Annotated in this window: 13 protein-coding genes; 10 read left to right on the top strand and 3 right to left on the bottom strand. The window is 49.5% G+C overall.

What is annotated here, in order from left to right:
* The first annotated feature begins 27 nt into the window (after positions 1 to 27).
* Entirely contained in the window at positions 28 to 543 is a 516-nt protein-coding gene (locus JNJ77_06350; GenBank protein ID MBL8822192.1) for a MogA/MoaB family molybdenum cofactor biosynthesis protein, read from the top strand.
* Positions 544 to 655: 112 nt separating this feature from the next.
* Positions 656 to 1,897 (top strand): aminotransferase class I/II-fold pyridoxal phosphate-dependent enzyme, encoded by a 1,242-nt coding sequence (locus tag JNJ77_06345; protein ID MBL8822191.1) that lies wholly within the window; start codon positions 656 to 658, stop codon positions 1,895 to 1,897.
* Positions 1,898 to 1,907: 10 nt separating this feature from the next.
* Here the strand turns inward: JNJ77_06345 and JNJ77_06340 are convergent, their stop codons facing one another.
* Both JNJ77_06340 and JNJ77_06335 read right to left on the bottom strand, forming a co-directional pair.
* Entirely contained in the window at positions 1,908 to 3,107 is a 1,200-nt protein-coding gene (locus JNJ77_06340; GenBank protein ID MBL8822190.1) for a hypothetical protein, read from the bottom strand.
* A 21-nt stretch (positions 3,108 to 3,128) separates the two neighbouring features.
* Positions 3,129 to 3,689, bottom strand: a complete 561-nt coding sequence (locus JNJ77_06335; GenBank protein ID MBL8822189.1) for a sigma-70 family RNA polymerase sigma factor — start codon at positions 3,687 to 3,689, stop codon at positions 3,129 to 3,131.
* Positions 3,690 to 3,923: 234 nt separating this feature from the next.
* Here JNJ77_06335 and uvrA point away from each other — a divergent pair, with 234 nt between their 5' ends.
* From uvrA to JNJ77_06320, 3 genes are all read left to right on the top strand, one after another.
* Positions 3,924 to 10,859, top strand: coding sequence for an excinuclease ABC subunit UvrA (gene uvrA, locus JNJ77_06330; GenBank protein MBL8822188.1), 6,936 nt, complete (start codon positions 3,924 to 3,926; stop codon positions 10,857 to 10,859).
* A 149-nt stretch (positions 10,860 to 11,008) separates the two neighbouring features.
* Positions 11,009 to 11,899 carry a carbon-nitrogen hydrolase gene (locus tag JNJ77_06325; GenBank protein MBL8822187.1) on the top strand — a complete coding sequence of 297 codons (891 nt, stop codon included), beginning with the start codon at positions 11,009 to 11,011 and terminating at the stop codon, positions 11,897 to 11,899.
* Positions 11,896 to 12,918, top strand: a complete 1,023-nt coding sequence (locus JNJ77_06320; GenBank protein MBL8822186.1) for an agmatine deiminase family protein — start codon at positions 11,896 to 11,898, stop codon at positions 12,916 to 12,918. Before JNJ77_06325 ends, JNJ77_06320 begins: the two co-directional genes overlap by 4 nt.
* On the opposite strand, the gene JNJ77_06315 is transcribed toward JNJ77_06320, so the two are convergent.
* Positions 12,911 to 14,179, bottom strand: a complete 1,269-nt coding sequence (locus JNJ77_06315) for a DUF2029 domain-containing protein (protein ID MBL8822185.1) — start codon at positions 14,177 to 14,179, stop codon at positions 12,911 to 12,913. The genes JNJ77_06320 and JNJ77_06315 overlap by 8 nt on opposite strands.
* 169 nt (positions 14,180 to 14,348) lie before the next feature.
* Between JNJ77_06315 and JNJ77_06310 the strand changes: the two genes are divergently transcribed.
* The 5 genes from JNJ77_06310 to JNJ77_06290 all read left to right on the top strand — a co-directional run bounded on the left by JNJ77_06310 (position 14,349) and on the right by JNJ77_06290 (position 19,855).
* On the top strand, positions 14,349 to 16,247 hold the full coding sequence (locus tag JNJ77_06310) for a S9 family peptidase (protein ID MBL8822184.1): 1,899 nt from the start codon (positions 14,349 to 14,351) through the stop codon (positions 16,245 to 16,247).
* A gap of 71 nt (positions 16,248 to 16,318) precedes the next feature.
* Positions 16,319 to 16,510: a hypothetical protein gene (locus JNJ77_06305; GenBank protein MBL8822183.1), complete on the top strand. Its 192-nt coding sequence runs from the start codon at positions 16,319 to 16,321 to the stop codon at positions 16,508 to 16,510.
* A gap of 231 nt (positions 16,511 to 16,741) precedes the next feature.
* Positions 16,742 to 17,419: a sugar phosphate isomerase/epimerase gene (locus JNJ77_06300; GenBank protein MBL8822182.1), complete on the top strand. Its 678-nt coding sequence runs from the start codon at positions 16,742 to 16,744 to the stop codon at positions 17,417 to 17,419.
* Between the two features lie 30 nt (positions 17,420 to 17,449).
* Positions 17,450 to 18,739, top strand: coding sequence for a Gfo/Idh/MocA family oxidoreductase (locus tag JNJ77_06295; protein MBL8822181.1), 1,290 nt, complete (start codon positions 17,450 to 17,452; stop codon positions 18,737 to 18,739).
* A 12-nt stretch (positions 18,740 to 18,751) separates the two neighbouring features.
* A complete protein-coding gene (locus JNJ77_06290) occupies positions 18,752 to 19,855 on the top strand; it encodes an alanine--glyoxylate aminotransferase family protein (GenBank protein MBL8822180.1) in 1,104 nt (367 codons plus the stop codon).
* Positions 19,856 to 19,993 lie beyond the last annotated feature (138 nt).

Raw genomic sequence — 19,993 nt, 5'->3', positions numbered from 1 at the left:
CCGGAAAATCCTCAAAAGAAGTCAAGTATGCAAACCAGCGAACAGCACAAAACCTGTGCTAAGAAACAATATCCGCGAGTTTCCTGTGCCATCATCACGGTGAGTGATACACGGAATGAAGGAAACGATACCAGCGGACAGACCATCCGTGATTTCCTGATTCAAGATAATCACCCTGTTGCCTCATATTCCATTCTCAAGGATGAACCTGCCGAAATAGTAAAAGCCGTGCAGACACTTGCTGCAAAGGCAGACGTGGAAGCAATCCTGTTAAATGGCGGTACAGGCATAGGCCGACGTGACAGTACAGTAGAAGCCATCGGATCGTTGCTGGAGAAAACACTGGTTGGCTTTGGTGAGATATTCCGAATGATCAGCTATGGCGAAATCGGGGCCGCTGCCATGCTGTCGAGAGCAGTAGCTGGTGTGTATCAGGGAAAACTGATATTCTCCATGCCTGGTTCCACACATGCAGTCAAGCTGGCCATGGAGAAGCTGATTCTGCCGGAGTTGGCACACCTGGTGTGGGAAATTAAAAAGTAGCTCTCAGCTTTCAGGACTAGATTCAAATGAATATTGGCAGTATTCTTACATCTGAAAACTTATTTAGCTGACGGCTGATGGCTGAAAGCTGATAGCTCACTCGAGATCCACTATGTCCGTCAGTACCTTCGCCCAAGGCCTTACCGTAGAAACCGCATTTGACGTTCTCGCAATCGCTCAGAAACTCAAAGCGGCAGGCAAAGATGTCATCTTCCTTCAGATTGGCGACAGCCCGTTTCCGACAACAGCCCATGCCAAGAAGGCCGCTATTGATGCAGTAAATTCTGATCAGAGCCATTACTGTCCTTCGCGAGGCCTGCTCTCGTTCCGTGAATCGATTGCCAAGTTTTACAATCGCGAGTTTGGTGTCAACGTTACTGCAGACCATTGCGTCGTTGTCCCCGGCGCCAAGGTGCTGGAGCAGTTCTTCTGCGAAGCATTTCTGAATGAGGGTGATTCGGTATTGGTCTTTTCACCACATTTCCCAACGTATCCACCTAATATTGATCGCCGGGGAGCCAAGGCATGGTATGTGCCGCTCAAGGAAGAAAACCAGTTCCGACCTGATGTGAAAGACGTGGCCCGGTTTCTCAAAGAAGCCCCCAAGCCGCGTGGTATCTTCTTGAACTCACCCCACAATCCAACGGGTGGCGTTGCTACCCTGGAAGATTTGAACGGCATCGCTGATCTCATTCGTGGCAAAGACGTCATGGTGATGAGCGATGAACCTTATGCACACATGGTCTGGGAAGGCAGACATCACTCCATTCTTGAATGTCCAGGAATGATTGATCAGGCAGTTGCGGTATTCACTTTCAGCAAGTCTTACAGTATGTCCGGCTATCGAGTCGGCTTCGGCATCACCCGGCCTGATTATGCGGATCTGATTGGCAAACTGATTAACACCTCGTTATCCTGTGTGCCACCCATTACTCAACTTGCAGCACAGGCTGGTCTTGATTTCGACGAGAAGGAACGCGATGAGACCATGCTCAAGTTCAAAAAGAAGGTAGAAATCCTCGTCGCAGCGTTGAAAAAAGTGCCTGACGTAACAGTAGAAATGCCGAAAGGCACTTTCTATGTATTCCCCAATGTCTCGAAGATTTGCAAACGGCTTGGCATTACATCCCACGGCCTGGCTATGTTCCTGCTGGAATCTGCTGACGATAAGCTGGGCGTTGCCTGCCTCGGTGGCGAATGCTTTGGCCCAGCTGGACAGGGGTATCTACGCTTCAGTTGCGCTGAGCCAGACGACAAGCTGGTTAAGGCTGTGGAATTCTTAACTGAAGCGGTGAAGCGAACGGATCGGGTTGCCAAATACCTGGAAACTCATCCCAAGTATCGACTGAAATAACTGATAACAATCAGCGTGTGGATCGCACCATGATCACCAGTGAAAGGCGATCTGGTGAAGTACCTTCCAAGGTCGCCGTAGCTTTGCGCGTATTTTCGCTGAGCGATTGCGGCAATCGTAATGAGAAATAAGAAAGCGCTACCGCAGCCTGGTGCTTGCTGACCTTGGCTTGCTCCAACTTCCCATCATTGAGCCCAAGACTCTTGGCCACCTGATTGCGACCCGATACATCGAGTGGGTAGAACAGCATACTGGTAACAGTGGAATCTTTTTTCAATTCAGAATGCTTCCAGTAATCAACCGTTTCAAGTGCCTTCAAATATGCACTCAATTGTGCTTCTGTCAGATTTTCCAGGTAGACCATAAACGTAGCAGGCAGGTTCTTTTTGAGTCGAAGCTGCAATTCATCATCAACGACGATAGGCAACTGGGCCTGTTTGCCTGCTTCAAGCAGCCGTGTCATTGTTTTGATGTTATCTCTGGACGACAAATCTAGTACCGAAGTCTCCTTGAGCTGAACATGAGACTTCATTTTATCCAGTGAGAAATCTGCAACGGAGAGCATTGCAGGCAAAGGTCGATCCAGTGTCTTGAAATACGATCCCATATTCTTGACAGGGCCTGTCAAGATAGAAGCTTGATGATCAAGATATTTGCCTTCGCGGATAGACTCTGCCTGGGCTAGCCAGTTGATTGATTCAGTAAACCGGTGGTTTACACTCTCAATTTCATCATACCCCTGAGCCAATGCTTGTTGAGCCATCGCAATGTAGGGCGTGAGTTCGAATGACTTCTTGGGCTCCACCACGACAAGAGGGGAATGCACATCCTTCGAATCTTTATTCAGTGTGATGTTAGGAGAAGGACTTGGAACAGGTTGCTGACTGACCGTCTCCGGTTTTGACAGATACCACCAGACACCAACTGCGACGAGCATCCCTGCTGCAATGGCGACTGAGGAACCAACGGTTCGCCAAAGAGTATAACTCCTGGCCAGTTTCTGCTTCTGCAAAAATTGTTGCGTGACCTTCTGCGGGAACGAATAGCCTGGCAGCGATTTCAGGTTCTGCGAAATGGAACGTAACTCAGCAACATGCTTCTGTGCCGCTTCGGATTCCCGCAATGTCGCCATGACGCGCTCGTACTCTTTCGAGTCGAGTTCGCCATCGACATAGGCGGAAAGCAGTTCCTGTAAATTCTCCGAAAGCATGTCTCGCACAATCCACTTTTATTACTGTTTCTGTTGCTGCTCGAGGGCATCTTTCAGTTCAAGCCTGGCACGATGCAATCTGCTTCGCACCGTCCCGACAGGAACATCCAGCACTTCTGCAATTTCCTCGTAACGCATATCGTCAATTTCCTTCATCACGATCACCATGCGGTGTTCATCGGAAAGCGATTTCAATGCGGTCCTCAGCCATTGCCTGTCTTCTTCACGAATGAGAGTCTGTTGTGGCCCTTCCGCTTCGTTCGGATCAGCAGGTTCTTCCTGATTGACCTGAGAAATCGAAAGAGTCTGACGAGGTTTTTTCCTTCGATGCAGGTCGATGGCATGGTTCATGGCAATGCGATAGATCCATGTGTAAAATCGCGATTGTCCTTTGAACCTCCTGGCGTTGGCAAATGCACTCAGGAATGTTTCCTGCATGACATCTTGCGCATCTTCCTGGTTATCCAGGAATCTCACCAGTGACGTGTATAGCCTGTCCTGATATCGATGAACCAGAATGCCAAAAGCATCCAGATTACCTCGTTGAAATGCACGTAGCAGATATTGTTCATCCGCCTCCATGCCACTGTCCTTTGGACGGGGATTAGTCTGCGAAAGTTCCCGATTCTGGTTCTGCAAATCGGCAGCCATAGTTCGTGAACTCTCCAGATTCAGGGCTGGATACGCACTTGACAAACAATAACTCTCTAAAACAGGCATATTCGGCGTGATTGAAGACAAGTTCTGTCATGTTCACTTGTCTTTTCAGCCTGGCCTGCGAATCTAACTCTTATATTCCCAAGTGAAAACATCGACATGACCGATGCAGCTATTATTGTACGGGGGGCCAGAGAACACAACCTCCGTTCGGTAGATTTAACGCTTCCTCGTAACCAACTTATCGTTTTTAGCGGTGTGAGCGGATCGGGAAAAAGCAGCCTGGCTTTTGATACTCTCTTTGCTGAAGGCCAGCGCAGATATATTGAATCACTTTCCAGTTACGCCAGGCAGTTTCTCGGACAACTTCCGAAGCCGGATGTTGATTACCTATCGGGCCTGTCTCCATCCATCAGCATTCAACAGAAGGCCGGCGCGCAAAATCCACGCTCGACTGTTGGAACCATCACAGAAATTCATGACTTTTTACGTGTTCTGTACGCTCGCATTGGGCAGGGATATTGCCCAACTTGCCAGATTCCCATTTCAGCACAAACCAAAGAGCAAATCGTCACCAGATTGCTCGCCAGCATGAACGGCAAAAAGTGCCAGGTGCTGGCTCCAGTTGTACGAGGTCAGAAAGGGGAATTTAAGGATTTCTTTAAGGACCTGCTCAAACAAGGCTATGTCAGAGCCAGGGTCGATGGCGCAATCATCAACTTGACTGATGACTTGAAACTCGACAGGCAAATCAAACACCATATTGAGATTATTGTTGATCGCTTGGTGATTGAAGAGAAGGGACGAACACGACTCTCGGAAGCTGTAGAATCTGCACTCAAACTGGGTGAAGGTAATCTCATCCTTCTCGTGGAAACACAAGAACCAGACTCTGCTCGGAAAAGCAAACAGTTTGCCACTGAGAAGCCTGTCAATGCTGATATTTCCTGGCAGACACTTACTTTCTCGGCACGTTATGCCTGTACACATTGTGGCAATAGTTATGAGCCTCCGTCGCCACAAATGTTCAGTTTCAACAGTCCCATTGGCATGTGCATGGACTGTGATGGGCTGGGAAACAAAATTGACTTTGCTGAAGAACTGCTGGTGCCTGATCCCAATAAGAGTTTTTATCAGGGTGCCATTCCATTGGTAGGCCCGATGACACATATGGGGCGTTGGCGAAAGCATGTTTTCAACGGACTTGCAACCAGCAAGAATATCAACCTGAAGACGCCATGGAATAAGTTGAGCAGGCAGGAACGCGATTGGATATTGCATGGCACGCCCGAAAAGATCATCTGCGAATGGAAGGCACGGGGCGGATTTATCTGGAAGCATGCCGAAGACTGGGCTGGTGTCGTTCCCGATCTGATGGCCAGCTACAAAAAGGTTTCAGCGGGCCCGCGGAAGATGCAATTGGAAAAGTACATGCGCACCATGACTTGCCCCAAGTGCAAGGGACAACGTTTGAATCGCCAGGCTGCTTCGGTTCGCGTGGCCAACAAGACCATCATCGAAACGGGAAACATGCCGGTAGGCGACTTAGCTGACTGGTTTGCCAAGTCTGGCGAGTTGGAAAAAAAACTGGATGCTACCCAGAAAGTCATTGCAGAAGAGGCACTGAAGGAAATACGAACACGATTGCAGTTCCTCGTTGATGTTGGCCTGGATTATCTCAGCCTTGACAGGACTGCGCCAACCTTGAGTGGTGGCGAGGCACAACGCATCAGGCTTGCCAGCCAGATTGGTTGCGGCCTGGTGGGAGTGTTGTACATTCTCGATGAACCGAGCATAGGTCTGCATCCACGAGATAATGCCAAGTTGCTGCATAGCCTCATGCGTTTGCGTGACATGGGCAACACGGTGATCGTAGTAGAACACGATGAAGAGACGATGCGTGCCGCCGATTATATTGTTGATTTCGGGCCAGGGCCTGGCATTCGTGGCGGCGAAGTGGTGAATGCAGGTTCCCTCAAAGAACTATTGCAGAACGATCGCTCGGTAACCGGCGGCTACCTTTCTGGCCGATTGGAAATTCCAGTTCCCGACGAACGAAAGAAACCGGGAAAACAGAAAATCAAGATTGTCGGCGCCAAGCACAACAATCTGAAAGACATTGATGTTGAATTCCCGCTGGAATCATTTATTTGCATAACGGGTGTCAGTGGCTCCGGAAAAAGCTCCTTGATCAATGACATACTGTTAGTTGCAGCCAGGCAGGAACTTCGCAAGAAGAATTCCGGGAAAGCTGCTGAAGAAGAACGTGGCGATGAAGAAGAAGTTGCTGAAAGCTACGAAGCGGGCGCTCACGACAAGATTAAGGGCCTCGAGCACATTGATAAGGTGATTGCCATCGATCAATCGCCCATTGGTCGCACACCGCGTTCCAATCCTGGCACTTATATCAAAGTCTTCGATGAAATCCGCAAATTGTTTGTCGCCATGAACCAGTCCAAGATTCGTGGCTACAAAGCCGGACGATTCAGCTTCAATGTGCCTGGTGGCAGATGTGAAGCCTGTATGGGTAATGGCTCCAACAAACTGGAAATGGATTTTCTGGCAGATATATGGGTTCCCTGTACCATTTGTGATGGCAAACGCTTCAATCGAGAAACCCTGCAGGTTAAGTTCAAGGAAAAGAACATCCATGACATTCTGGAAATGGATGTACAACAAGCGTTGCAGCATTTCAGTGAAATCCCACGCATTCAGCGGATGCTGCAAACACTACATGATGTCGGCCTGGATTACATCAAGTTGGGGCAACCATCACCCACCTTAAGTGGTGGCGAAGCACAGCGAATCAAGCTGGCCAAAGAACTCTGTCACAAGAGTACCGGTCACACTCTCTATATCCTGGATGAACCAACCACCGGCCTGCATTTCGATGACATACAAAAACTACTGCAAGTATTGCATCAGTTCACGCAGGATGGCAACACGGTGGTGGTCATCGAGCATAACCTCGATGTCATCAAAACTGCAGATTGGATCATTGATCTTGGGCCTGAAGGTGGTGCAGCAGGCGGGCAGGTGGTTTGCGTCGGCACTCCAGAAGAGGTTGCCAGGAACAGCAAATCCTACACCGGTCAATCACTGAAACCAGTGTTGAAAGGACAACATCTTCTTTCTGCTGCTGACATCAGAAAAAGTAATGGGAAAAAGTCAAAGAATCAAGTTCCACAATTGACGGAAATCATGATCCGAGGGGCTTCACAGAACAACCTGAAACATATAGATGTCCAGATACCTCGTGAAGCCATGTCAGTTTTCTGTGGCCCCAGCGGATCAGGCAAAAGTACCTTGGCCATTGATACGATTTACACCGAAGGACAACGGCGATACGTTGAATCGCTTTCTTCCTATGCACGGCAGTTTCTCGGTCAATTACAAAAGCCTAAAGTAGAGCATGTCGATGGCTTATCGCCTGCCATCTGTATTGAGCAGAAAACAGCCAGCAAAAGCCCCCGATCAACCGTTGGCACCGTAACTGAAATCCATGATTATCTGCGCGTTCTCTACGCCCGGCTTGGTCAGTGTTATTGCCCCAGGTGCCAGATACCCGTGGGTACCCAATCTGCCGATGAGATTATTGAGCAGCTATTGAAGTTGCCTGAAGGCACCAAACTCTATTTGCTTGCTCCTATTGAGCGTAAAGGGCAGGAAAGTTACTCAGCGATCTGGGAAGAGATCAGGCGGAGCGGATTTGTCAGAGTGCGGATCAACGGCACCACCTACGATATCGATCAGTTGCCTGAGATTGATCATCGCCGCAAGCACGACGTTGAAGTGGTGATTGATCGTGCCATTGTGCGAAGCTCTCAACGGAGCAGGCTGGCGGAAGCTGTTGAATCCGCCCTCAGCTTTGGCAAAGGTGTCATGCTCGTCGCCCATGTCCAGGATGGAGTAGCAGAGAAGAAATGGAAGGTGGAGCGCTACAGCCAGCATCTGGCTTGTAGTAAGTGCAATCGAAGTTTTGAGCCACTGGCGCCGCATCATTTTTCTTTTAACAGTCCATTAGGCTGGTGCCCCACATGTGAAGGTCTGGGTGTTCGACAAGGAACCAGCCAGACTTCTCTTTATCGCGATCCGCAAGCATCACTGCGGGATGGTGCACTTTCCATATGGCCAACCACCACGGTTCCCGGATTGCTGCCAGTTCTGGAAACACTCGCTGAACAGGAAAGCATCGATCTCGATTCCGAATTTGAAAGCTTGGGGAATGATTCCAAGCGGGTTGTCTTGCATGGTAATCGCAACGAATGGCTGAAGATGCCTTCTCCGATTGAAGGACAACCACCTCTCAAGTTTACTTACAAGGGAATTTACCCAGCTATCGAAGAAGCTGCCCGTGTCAGTTATGTGCTCAGACAACGACTCAGTGATCAACTGACACAATCGATCTGCACTACCTGTCTAGGCTCGCGGCTGCGTGATGATGCTGCTGCAGCAAGGTTTAGTGGCTTAACCATTGGCGGACTGGGTGCATTGTCACTCAGTGAATCTCTGAACTTTTTCAAAACATTGAAACTCAGCACAACCGAGAGAAAAGTGGCGGGCGATTTGCTGCGGGAAATCTCCAACCGCTTGCAGTTCCTGGTCGATGTGGGGCTTGATTACCTGACGCTGTTCCGTTCCGCTCCGACCCTGTCTGGTGGCGAATCGCAGCGTATTCGCCTGGCCAGTCAAATTGGATCGGGCTTGACCGGAGTGCTCTACGTGCTGGATGAACCTACTATTGGATTGCATCCAAGGGATAACAGGCGCTTGATTCAAGCATTGGAAAAGCTCAGGAATCTTGGTAACACCCTGATCCTGGTCGAACATGACCGTGAAGTAATCCAGAAGGCTGATCACTTGCTCGATTTTGGTCCGGGTGCTGGCACCGATGGTGGAACCATCACTGCACAGGGTTCCCCGGCTAAAGTTGCGAAGATGAAGGAATCGCTGACAGGCGGTTATCTTTCGCAGCGTTTAACCATTCCTGTTCCGAGTAATCGCCGAATCAGCATGAATGCTGATGCCATTCACGCACCCAAGAAGCAATGGCTCAGCATCCAGGGTGTATTCCATCATAACCTGAAAGGTGTTGATGTTAATTTTCCACTAGGCTGCCTGATCGCCATCACTGGGCCCAGTGGTTCCGGCAAGAGTTCGCTGGTGCAAGATGTGCTGCATCCAGCACTAGCAAGAAAACTGCATCGTGCCCAAATTCAAAGTGGAGCCTACCGCGACCTGATCGGGTTGGAACATATCGACAAAATCATCAATGTTGATCAGTCCCCCATTGGCAATGCACCAAGCTCTAACCCTGCTACCTACACTGGGGTGTTTGATCTCATTCGGCAGCTTTATGCCCAGGTGCCTGATTCCAAAGTACGAGGCTACCAGCCACGGCGATTCAGCTTCAATCAACCGGGAGGCCGATGCGAAGCCTGCGTAGGCATGGGACAGAAAAAAATCGAGATGCACTTCCTGCCCGATGTCTGGGTCACCTGCGATGTCTGCCAGGGCAAACGCTATTCACCCGAAACACTGGAGATCCGCTACAAGGGTTACAATATCGCAGAAGTGCTGAACATGCGAATCGCACAGGCACTTGAAGTGTTTACCAACGTGCCTCGCATCAAGGCACTGTTGCAAACCCTGGTCGATGTGGGGCTAGGCTATCTCGAACTGGGCCAGGCTGCCCCCACTCTTTCAGGCGGGGAAGCACAGAGAGTAAAGCTCGCTGCAGAACTGGGCCGACCCAATACGGGAAAAACGATTTATGTGCTGGACGAGCCAACCACCGGGTTACATTTCGACGACATCCGCAAACTGCTCGACGTTCTTCATCGATTAGTTGATCTGGGGAACACCGTTATTGTCGTTGAGCATAACCTGGATGTTATCAAATCATCAGACTGGCTGATTGATCTTGGCCCCGAAGCTGGCGAAGCGGGTGGCAAGATTGTCACGGAGGGCACGCCGGAATGGGCTGTAGACCATGCGAACAACTCCGTCACCATGCCCATCCTGCAGGAAATCCTCCAGGCAGGTCCCTATCTGGAACGCGAGAAGTTCCATAAGCCGAAAGAGGTTGCGGTACCACTCGAAGTGCCGTTAACCCTCAAGGATACCGATGCTGGCAACATTGCCATGCCTTGGGAAGCTGACGGCCCCAAATGGCATTGCCAGGATCGAGTCAGCTACAGCGGCAGGCCTTGCAAGTGGGATGGGATTGCGTTGCAATATGCCATCGAGCTGATCGAACTGCAGAACTCATCATCTCTGGGTAATGTGAATTGGAATCACCGCACCACGGTTGAAATTGCTCATAAAACCAAGAGCCGCGGCTGGTTCCTTCATGCATCGACAGGTGACGAGTGGCTGCTCTGGCTTGGTTTTCGTGTAGCCAAAAATACATTCCAGGAATCTACACTGGAACATTCGTTGAAGTTAACATCGCTGCTTAAGATACCCGGCATGGTCGCTCATAGTGGACAACGACGGATTAAGGTTAGCAACCCGAAAGGCCCCTGGCAAAGTGTTGAAATTGGCGTCTACCAGAAGGCCGATATTGAAACCCCTGCCTTCAAACGTTTTTTGACCGAGGCAGTGAAATCTTTCGCCTCAGTCACCGATCAACTGGAGCGCAGCATTGATAGTCTGATGCCGTGGGCCAAAAATGGCGAACAATGGCATCTGTCTTCCAAGGGTTTTCCACCCGGGCAGGGCTGCAAATGGGATCAGGCAATTCTGAAACAACTACTGACCTCGCTTGGCAAACTTGATCCCAAAGCAACCTACAATTACAACCTGCGCGATGCTATTCACATTAAGCCATCAGGTGCCTCAGCATTCTGGCTTCGTATCAAGACTAAGCTGGCAGATGCTCTGGAAGTCATCTGTTATTGCAAAAAAGGACAGTTCAATCTCGCCAGGATTGAAGAAATTGCATCGGATGTCCATTTCATCACCAATAAGCCAAAACTTGACGAAGCCCAATTCTGTTATTCAGATTTGAAAGAATTTAACCCTCTCAAACTTGTTGCCTTCCTCAAGGAATCTCGTGCCGGCCTGATCCAGGATTACGGCACAGGGGAATAACGATGATCTGGGCCGTTTACTGACCAGATGGAATCCTGCTGTTTCGCAAAGATTTATTCATCGAGATGAGCAATCCCTGCATTTCTTAGCGTCTTTCTGTATAAGATTAAGCCAGACTTGTTGGGTGTCTCCCGAGGCAAACGATCATCATGAGAAAACCATTTATACTTGGCTTGATACAGATGAGCTGCAACCGGTCAGCTACTGAGAATCTGCAGCATGCATCAGTCATGTTGAGAACAGCAGCCAAACAAGGCGCCCAGGTTGCAATTCTTCCAGAACTCTTCCTGGGTCCATATTTCTGCCAGACTGAAGAGCACCGATTTTATGAATGGAGTGAACCGGTACCAGGCCCCACCACCGAAACTCTGAGCAAGATAGCCCGCGAAACGGGCATGAGCATTGTCGGGTCTCTCTTTGAAAGACGCATGAGTGGCATCTATCACAATACCGCCATGGTGCTGGATGCTGATGGGACGTACCTTGGCAAGTATCGCAAAATGCACATCCCTGATGATCCGCTCTACCTGGAAAAGTTTTATTTCACCCCGGGTGATCTTGGGTTCAAGTCGTTCAATACTCGGCACGCCAATATTGGAACTCTGGTCTGCTGGGATCAATGGTATCCTGAAGCAGCACGCCTGACTGCCTTGCAGGGTGCAGACATACTCGTTTATCCAACAGCCATCGGCTGGCATCCTTCCGAGAAAGCTGAGTTTGGCGAAGCCCAGCAAGGGGCCTGGGAAGGCATTCAGCGCGGGCACGCCATTGCAAACGGGTGTTACGTCGCTGCGGTCAATCGGGTTGGGCACGAAGGCCCCATAAACGGTGGCATTGAGTTCTGGGGCGGCTCATTCGTTTACGATCCCTTCGGTAGACTACTTCACCGTGCCAGTAATGACAAAGAAGAAGTCATACTCGTGAAATGTGACCCGGCCATAGCAGAAACTACCAGGCAACATTGGCCATTCCTCCGCGACAGACGCATCGATGCATATGGAGGCATCACGCAGCGTGCACACGAAGGAGATGAAAAATGAGCAGACGTTGGCCTGCAGAATGGGAAGAGCATCAGGGCATCTGGGTTGCCTGGCCTCATCATGAAGCAGATTGGCCTGAGAGATTCGGTCCGATTCCATGGGTTTATGCCGATTTTCTCACCAAGGTGGCCCGTGTCGAGCATCTTCACATCATCGCAGCGAAAGACTTGCGCCCTGACATGCTGAAATTGTTTGAACGAACTGGACTGACGCCCGATCAGTTCTCACTTCATGATTTTCCAACCGACCGTGTCTGGACTCGCGACTATTGTCCCATCTGGGTGCAGGACAACAGCCTGCCACTTGCGGTGAAATGGCAATTCAACGCTTGGGCCAAATATGACAACTGGCAAGCCGATGAAGAAGCTGGCACTTTGATCATTGATGGCGACAAGGAGTTTCCCCAACATCAGAACCGAAGAATAGTACTGGAAGGCGGCGGCATTGATGGCAATGGCAACGGCATGTTGCTGACGACCCGCGAGTGCCTGCTGAGTGACGTTCAATGCCGCAATCCAGGTTGCAGCCAGTCAGACTACGAAACCATCTTTCGCAAACACCTCGGAATCCATCAAACCATATGGCTCAATAAGGGCATCGCTGGCGACGATACGCATGGCCATGTGGATGACCTGGCACGTTTTGTGAACAGGAACACGGTCGTTTGCGTGTATGAGTCAGACGCGGGCGATATCAATCATGAAGCAACCAGGGAAAACGTCGAAATTCTTCGGTCCATTAAATCGCAAGAAGGCAAACCGCTGGACGTCATTACGCTGCCAATGCCTGCACCCATCATTTTCGATAACCAACGGCTTCCTGCCAGTTACGCCAACTTCCTGATCGCCAACAAAACGGTCTTTGTTCCTGTATTCAACGATCCCGCTGACCGACATGCATTGAACACGCTGGCGCACTGTTTTCCAGATCGTGAAGTGGTCGGAATTTACTGTGGCGATCTTGTCTGGGGATTGGGGACTCTACATTGCATGACGATGCAGCAACCTGCTGTCAGCTAGACAGTGATTTTCTGATACGCCATGCATGCACTGCGAGAAGTAACAATAACAACGTGTAAACCTGCAAACCTGCTGACTTTGCCAGATATTGACTGAACCAGGGTGCCACAGCCAGTGCCAACAGCCAATAGGCCCAGCTTGTCCGGAACAGCAACCCTGCTGGTTCCTGGCTTTGTTCCAGAATCCATTCAGTAACAATGATGACAGCCAGCACTCCCAGAATTGAGTCATACACGCCTACATACAGATTGATCACGGGAATCAGAAACAGAGTAACCGCCCATAACTTGCGCCGCTCTTCAATATGTGTTTTCCAATTCCACCAGCCGGGCAGCAAAAGAACCAACGAGATGATGACTGATGTCACTACGAATGCAACGCGCTGATACATTGTTGCACCAAGCAGCAGTCGATAGAAGTGATTGAAATCAACATACTTCCATATTCTGATAGCTAATTGTTCTTTGGAGGATGTCGATTGACGGAACTCCAGCAGCACCTGAACGTAACCTGTATTTGCATCCCAACCTGTCGTCATCAATGAGAAGATGAGTAACACCGAACCGGTAATGGTCATTCCCAGCAGGACTTTCCACTGACGCGCAACCAATAACAACGGAATGATCAGGATCACCATCGTTGGCTTGTAGAAACATATCCCAAGAGCAATTCCGGCAAGTACCGGTCGATTGCGCTGATAGAAAACAAATGTTAGTGCATAGCTCAAGAATGCAATGGCTGATAACTGGCCTCCCAGCCAGCATTCAAACAGGAACGGCTCGAACGAAAGGGCCAGAAGGATAACAAGCCAGTAGTCTCTGCTTTTCAGTTTTGGACATGCCAGCAGCATGGTTCTCAAACCAGTGAGGTAAAGCACAAGAGATATGATCAGCCAGATGAGTGCGGCATAATCGTATTCCAGCCAGACCAAACTTCGAAAAAATGAGGCAACAAATGGAGGGTGCACATACGGAATGACTTCATCGGCTGGTATCTTGGGAAACAGGCGATGATAATAGGTTGCATGTAACTCACGATCATAGAGCCTGTCTACATGGCCTTCGCTCAGAAGCTGTGCAGCAACATAGAACCCTGCGAAATCAGCGCCCCAGGGAATGCCCACCGCCGAGGTACCTTCATGCGAAGTGGAAAAGCTGATAGCAGCCAATGTCACTCCAACGAGAATGATGCACCCAGCAATCATTGCCAGAAAGCCAGGCTGAAGACGTGAGCGTAGATAGTTATTAATTTTGTTTATCATGAAACCGCAATATACAGTGAAAGGTATTAAATAATGCACCATAATCGCTAAAAACATCGTAAGCGATCGAATGAGGGAACGAATTGCGCGAATCCTGATTAAACCTTAACATAAAGGAATCCTCATGAAATGGCCCATTCTCCTGTTATCACTCGTTGGAATCGGATTGATGTCAAATGATATTCAAGCTGAGGATAAGTTACCACCACTGATTCCGCGAGAGGTGTTATTCGGGAATCCAGAACGTGCCGGAACACAAATTTCACCTGATGGCAAGCATCTCTCTTACCTGGCTCCTGATGACAAAAATGTTCTACAAGTCTGGGTCAGATCACGTGATAAGGATGATGCTCGCAAGATCACCAACGACCCTAAACGCGGCATCCGACGTTACTTCTGGGCATTCGACAACAAACATGTTCTTTATCTCCAGGACACAGGAGGAGATGAGAATTTTCACTTGCACAAGGTTGAACTGGAAACCGGGAAATCAACTGATATCACCCCCTTCGATGGTGTCCGCGTTCAGAATATTTTTCTTGAAGAAAAGTTCCCCACTACCATCGTGCTGTCCATGAATCAACGGGACAAACGAGTTTTCGATCTGCACAAACTGGACCTGGCTACCAACCAGATGGAATTGATTGAAAAAAATCCAGGAAATGTGCTCGGGTATGTACTCGATCCGAACATGAAGCCTCGTGCCGGCATGACGATGGGCGCCAACGATGGCGTGCAGACATTGATGGTTAAAGACCAGGAGAAGGATGCCTGGAGACCTCTGAAATCCTGGCCTTCAGAAGAGCAGGGGGCTCCTATCGCCTTCACTGAAGATGGCAAAGCATTGTGGATAATCGCTAATCACAATGCCAACACTGCCCGACTTCTGAAGCTGGATATCGCTAGCGGCAAAGAAGAAGTCATTGCAGAAGATCCTGAGTTTGACGTGAGCAATGCTTTCAGTGATCGTAAAAGAAAAATCCCATTGGCTGTCGCATTCGAAAAAGCAAAGACGGAATGGACAATTCTTGACCAGAGCGTAGCGGAAGACTTCAAGTACCTCGCATCGGTTCGACGAGGCGATTTTGATATCACCAGCACTACAGTAGATGATCAGACTTGGATTGTCTCTTACGATGCAGATGATGGTCCTGCAACGGCTTATCTCTATGATCGAGCCAATAAAAAGGCTACTTATCTCTACAGCAACAACAGCAAACTGGAGAAAGTTAAACTTGCCCGCATGGAACCAATTGAATACAAGGCAAAAGATGGATTGTTGATTCGTGGATATCTGACATTACCTATAGGTGTGGAACCCAAAAACCTGCCAACGGTGCTTCTGGTGCATGGCGGCCCCTGGGCACGAGATAGCTGGGGATACAGCGGCCTCGTGCAATTCCTGGCTAATCGAGGCTATGCAGTTCTGCAGGTCAATTTCCGTGGCTCAACCGGCTACGGCAAGCAATTCCTGAATGCCGGCAATCGCGAATGGGCTGGCAAAATGCATCAGGACCTGATTGACGGCGTTGATTGGGTCGTAAACAAGGGTTATGCAAATCCGAAGAAGGTCGCCATCATGGGTGGTTCCTATGGAGGTTATGCCACTCTGGTGGGACTGACCTCTACACCAGACGTATTTGCCTGTGGTGTCGATATTGTTGGCCCCAGCAACATCATTACTCTGCTGAATTCCATCCCGCCTTACTGGGCACCCATGAAAGCCATTTTCACTAAGCGAGTTGGCGATCTGGCAACCGAAGAGTCTTTCCTGAGGGAACGTTCCCCGCTCTACAAGGTGGATCGCATCAAAGCTCCACTGCTGATCGGTCAAGGCAAGAATGATCCTCGTGTCAAGCAAGCCGAAAGCGATCAGATTTATGATGCCATGAAGAAAGCTGGACTCCCTGTTCAGTATGTCATCTATGCTGATGAAGGTCATGGCTTTGCACGACCTGAAAACAGTCTGCATTTCTTTGCCATCACCGAGAAGTTTCTCTACGAACATCTGGGTGGCAGGGCCGAAGAGATGGGAACCATGCAGGGACATTCAGCTACAGTTAAGTAAAAATGATGCAAACAACCCCGGAACCATTCCGGGGTTATTTGTTTTTCACATCGTGTTCTTAAAACATTAGAATGAAACCAACAACCAGCCAATCACAACATGAACGCAAGCCTGTTCCCATCTGGATTGTTCTTCTTCTGATCATCGGTGTGCCAACAGTAATGATTACGCTCGGCATGTCGCTCGGTGCAGCATTCATCGAGATGATGATGTTTTCTATTCTCTGTCTTTTCGGTCTTGCCCTGGTTTATTTCATGAGATGACGGGAAAAGGTTGGCAATTGTCTGACGAGATAATTATGCTGTAGAGGCTTGCACATTCCTACCAGATTTTCCTACCTGGAATTGATAATGAATCGTCGCACGTTTTTGGCCAGCATGGCCAGCTTATTTACCTCAGGTTACCTGTATGCCAATGCCCAGGCTAAGCCTGTTACACTGGGTTTGCAAAGCTATACTTTCCGCAACTTCAATCTTGAACGCACCCTGCAGTTCATGCAGAAACTGGGAATAGGACATGCTGAGTTTTTCAACAACCATATCCCCCTGAATAGTACTCCAGAACAGTTGAAGACCGTTCTGAAACTTTGCAATGAATACCAGGTGAAGCCTGCAGCGTTTGGCGTTCAGAGGTTCACCAAGGACATTGAACAGAATCGCAAGCTCTTTGAATTTGCAAAATCTCTTGGCATCAAGGTGCTCAGTGCTGATCCTGATCCCGATGCCTTCGACAATCTGGATAAACTATGCGAAGAATACAAAATCGCAATTGCCATTCATCCTCATGGCCCCGTCGGCGGTAACAAAATGCACCGCTGGTATTCTGCTGAGATCATTATGAAGGCAGTGAAGGATCACCATCCATTAATTGGCTCCTGTCTTGATACCGGCCACCTGATTCGCTCAGCACAAATGGGACATCATCTGGACCCCGCTGCAGAAATTCGAACCATGGGCGCCCGAAACTTTGGCGTTCACCTGAAAGACCACGACAATCAGCGCAAGACTGATGTTATCTGCGGCAAGGGAGTTCTTGACGTCAAATCGGTTTTCCAGGCACTCCGCGATGTCAATTTCAAATACATGGTCAGCCTGGAGTATGAAGCCAACCCAGCCAATCCTTACGATGATGTCGCTGCCTGTTTTGAAGTAATGAAACAGGCCAATCAGTAAAACCACCAGGATTCACTCAGGCCACGTCATATGAAAACCGCTCACTCTCGAAGAGATTTTCTTCATGCATCTCTTGCAGGAATCTCATCTCTCACCCTTTCCGCTTCGAGTTATGCCCGCATTCCCGGAGCCAATCAGAAACTTGGTATTGCCATTATTGGCGTAGGCGGGCAGGGTGGGTTCAGTCTTGGCAACCTGGCTGCAATCGAGAACATCGTTGCCCTTTGCGATGTTGATAGCGATCGCGTCAAGAAGGAACGATCTACTCATTCGCAGGCATTCTTCAGTCAGGATTTCAGAGAAATTGTTACACGTCGTGATGTGGATGCTGTTGCTGTCTGCACGCCGGATCATACGCATGCCCCGATAGCCATAGCAGCCATGAAGGAAGGCAAGCATGTCTATTGTGAAAAGCCTCTCTGTCACTCTATCCATGAAGTTCAGGCTTTGATGAACGAGGCCAGGAAGCGAAAGTTGGTCACCCAAATGGGAACGCAAATCCATGCGGGTGATAATTATCGTCGAGTGGTAGAAATTGTTCAAAGTGGCAAACTGGGAACCATTCAGGAAGTCCACACATGGGTTGGTGGAAGCTATGCCGCTGAGGATTTTCCCGCTGATAAGCCAGCAATTCCACCCGGCTTGAACTATGATTTGTGGCTGGGGCCCGCTGAAGAGCAGGCCTATCACCCCAGTTTTGTACCGTTCTACTGGAGAAAATACTGGAAGTTTGGTACAGGTTGTTTTGGTGATATGGCATGCCATCATATGGATCTGCCATTCTGGGCACTCGGGCTGAGTATGCCTTTACAGGTAACTGCTGAAGGTTCACCGGTGCACCGAACCGGCTGTCCCACATGGGTCATTGCCCGTTACCAATTTGCCAGACCCTGCGGAGGTAGTCCGATTCCATTGACGTGGTACGATGGTGGAAAACGACCACCACAATTCGATAAGGAAGGCATGCCAAAGTGGGGTGCTGGCAACTTGTTTGTAGGCACCGAAGGCATGCTTCTTGCCGATTACGGCAAGTATTTGCTCTTACCACAGGACAAATTCGCCAACCTTAAACTCGAGCAGACTATTCCTGCTACGAAGGGACACCATCGCGAATGGTGCGAAGCGATCAAAGGCAACGGCCAGCCACTTTGCCAATTCGATTACAGCGGTCCATTATCCATGGCAGTCCTGCTCGGTACGGTCTCATACCGCACGGGTAAAACCCTTGAGTGGGATCAATCAGCGTCTTGGGTGAAAAACAGCCAGCCTGAAGTGGATAAGCTTCTCAGAAAAACTTATCGTCAGGGTTGGAGCTTATAGAAATTAGAACTTATGAAGAGTATTCAGCCTCCTGTTCGCATCTTGCTTGGCCCAGGCCCCAGTGAGCCACACCCTGATGTTTTGCAAGCACAATCGAAGCCGATGCTGGGGCATCTGGATCCCGTGTTCATGCAAATCCTGTTGGAAACACAGGATGCTCTCCGAAAAGTTTTTCAAACACGGAATGAACACACCTTAGCTGTTAGCGGCACCGGCATGGCGGGCATGGAATGTGTCTTCGCCAACCTGATTGAACCTGGCGATAAAGTACTCATCTGTGCAGCAGGCTTTTTCGGCGAGCGCATGGGTGATATCGCCAAACGCAGCCGCGCTAATGTCGAAGTCGTTCGTGCCACTTGGGGAACTAGCTTTGACCAAGAAGCCATCCAATCGGCACTCGCTCAATACCAACCCAAAGTAATGGGCATCGTCCATGCTGAAACATCAACCGGAGCCTGTCAACCTTTGCAAGACCTCGGCAGACTGTGCCAGACTCATAACACCCTGCTCGTAGTTGATGCTGTTACCAGCCTGGCAACGATACCGCTGAAAGTGGATGAATGGCAGATCGATGCAGTTTATTCAGGCAGTCAGAAAGGACTCGGCTGTCCACCCGGACTGGCGCCGGTTTCCATGAATGAGCGTGCCATTACAAAAGTCAGACAACGCAAGCAACCAGTGCAGAGTTACTATCTCGATATCCTCGAACTCATGAAATACTGGAGTTCTGCGCCAGCTTATCATCATACCGCACCAATCACTTCCTTCTATGCACTGCATGAAGGACTCAAGCTGGTACTGCAGGAAGGCTTGGAAACTCGCTGGCAAAGGCATCAACGGAACTGGCAGGCTCTAAAATCAGGCTTGCTGCAATTGGGGCTCAAGTTGCTGACCGATGAATCGTGCCAGATGCCTGCCCTTACCGCTGTTGAAATACCATCCGGCATCGACGATTTGACGATCAGGAAAAAACTGCTGAATGAATATGGAATCGAAATCGGAGGCGGTCTGGGACCACTCAAAGGCAAAATCTGGAGAATTGGCCTGATGGGCTATGGAAGCTCCATCCAGAACGTTGAGAAATTCCTCAGTGCAATGCAGAAATGCCTGAACTAGGGCGTGTGGAAATACTCTAGGCAAGCCAGCGTAATCAGGTATAGGGTCTTCTGTCAAATCAGGAGATTCTGCCATGGAACGGCATTCGATATCCGAAGAGAAGTATGAGCGGATTCGTCACCTCTTTCCGGCTGAGGA

Source organism: Planctomycetia bacterium, assembly GCA_016795155.1.
Lineage (GTDB): Bacteria > Planctomycetota > Planctomycetia > Gemmatales > HRBIN36 > JAEUIE01.
Note: the sequence above shows the minus strand (reverse complement) of the source record. Positions and strands in the feature narration are given on the sequence as shown.

What these genes read in the sequence shown, in the direction of transcription:
- JNJ77_06310 (MBL8822184.1), top strand. Translation starts at nt 14,349, where the DNA reads ATGTCAAATGATATTCAAGCTGAGGATAAGTTACCACCACTGATTCCG.
- JNJ77_06340 (MBL8822190.1), bottom strand. Translation starts at nt 3,107, where the DNA reads ATGCTTTCGGAGAATTTACAGGAACTGCTTTCCGCCTATGTCGATGGC.
- uvrA (MBL8822188.1), top strand. Translation starts at nt 3,924, where the DNA reads ATGACCGATGCAGCTATTATTGTACGGGGGGCCAGAGAACACAACCTC.
- JNJ77_06300 (MBL8822182.1), top strand. Translation starts at nt 16,742, where the DNA reads ATGCAGAAACTGGGAATAGGACATGCTGAGTTTTTCAACAACCATATC.
- JNJ77_06345 (MBL8822191.1), top strand. Translation starts at nt 656, where the DNA reads ATGTCCGTCAGTACCTTCGCCCAAGGCCTTACCGTAGAAACCGCATTT.
- JNJ77_06325 (MBL8822187.1), top strand. Translation starts at nt 11,009, where the DNA reads ATGAGAAAACCATTTATACTTGGCTTGATACAGATGAGCTGCAACCGG.
- JNJ77_06315 (MBL8822185.1), bottom strand. Translation starts at nt 14,179, where the DNA reads ATGATAAACAAAATTAATAACTATCTACGCTCACGTCTTCAGCCTGGC.
- JNJ77_06305 (MBL8822183.1), top strand. Translation starts at nt 16,319, where the DNA reads ATGAAACCAACAACCAGCCAATCACAACATGAACGCAAGCCTGTTCCC.
- JNJ77_06335 (MBL8822189.1), bottom strand. Translation starts at nt 3,689, where the DNA reads ATGGAGGCGGATGAACAATATCTGCTACGTGCATTTCAACGAGGTAAT.
- JNJ77_06350 (MBL8822192.1), top strand. Translation starts at nt 28, where the DNA reads ATGCAAACCAGCGAACAGCACAAAACCTGTGCTAAGAAACAATATCCG.
- JNJ77_06320 (MBL8822186.1), top strand. Translation starts at nt 11,896, where the DNA reads ATGAGCAGACGTTGGCCTGCAGAATGGGAAGAGCATCAGGGCATCTGG.
- JNJ77_06295 (MBL8822181.1), top strand. Translation starts at nt 17,450, where the DNA reads ATGAAAACCGCTCACTCTCGAAGAGATTTTCTTCATGCATCTCTTGCA.
- JNJ77_06290 (MBL8822180.1), top strand. Translation starts at nt 18,752, where the DNA reads ATGAAGAGTATTCAGCCTCCTGTTCGCATCTTGCTTGGCCCAGGCCCC.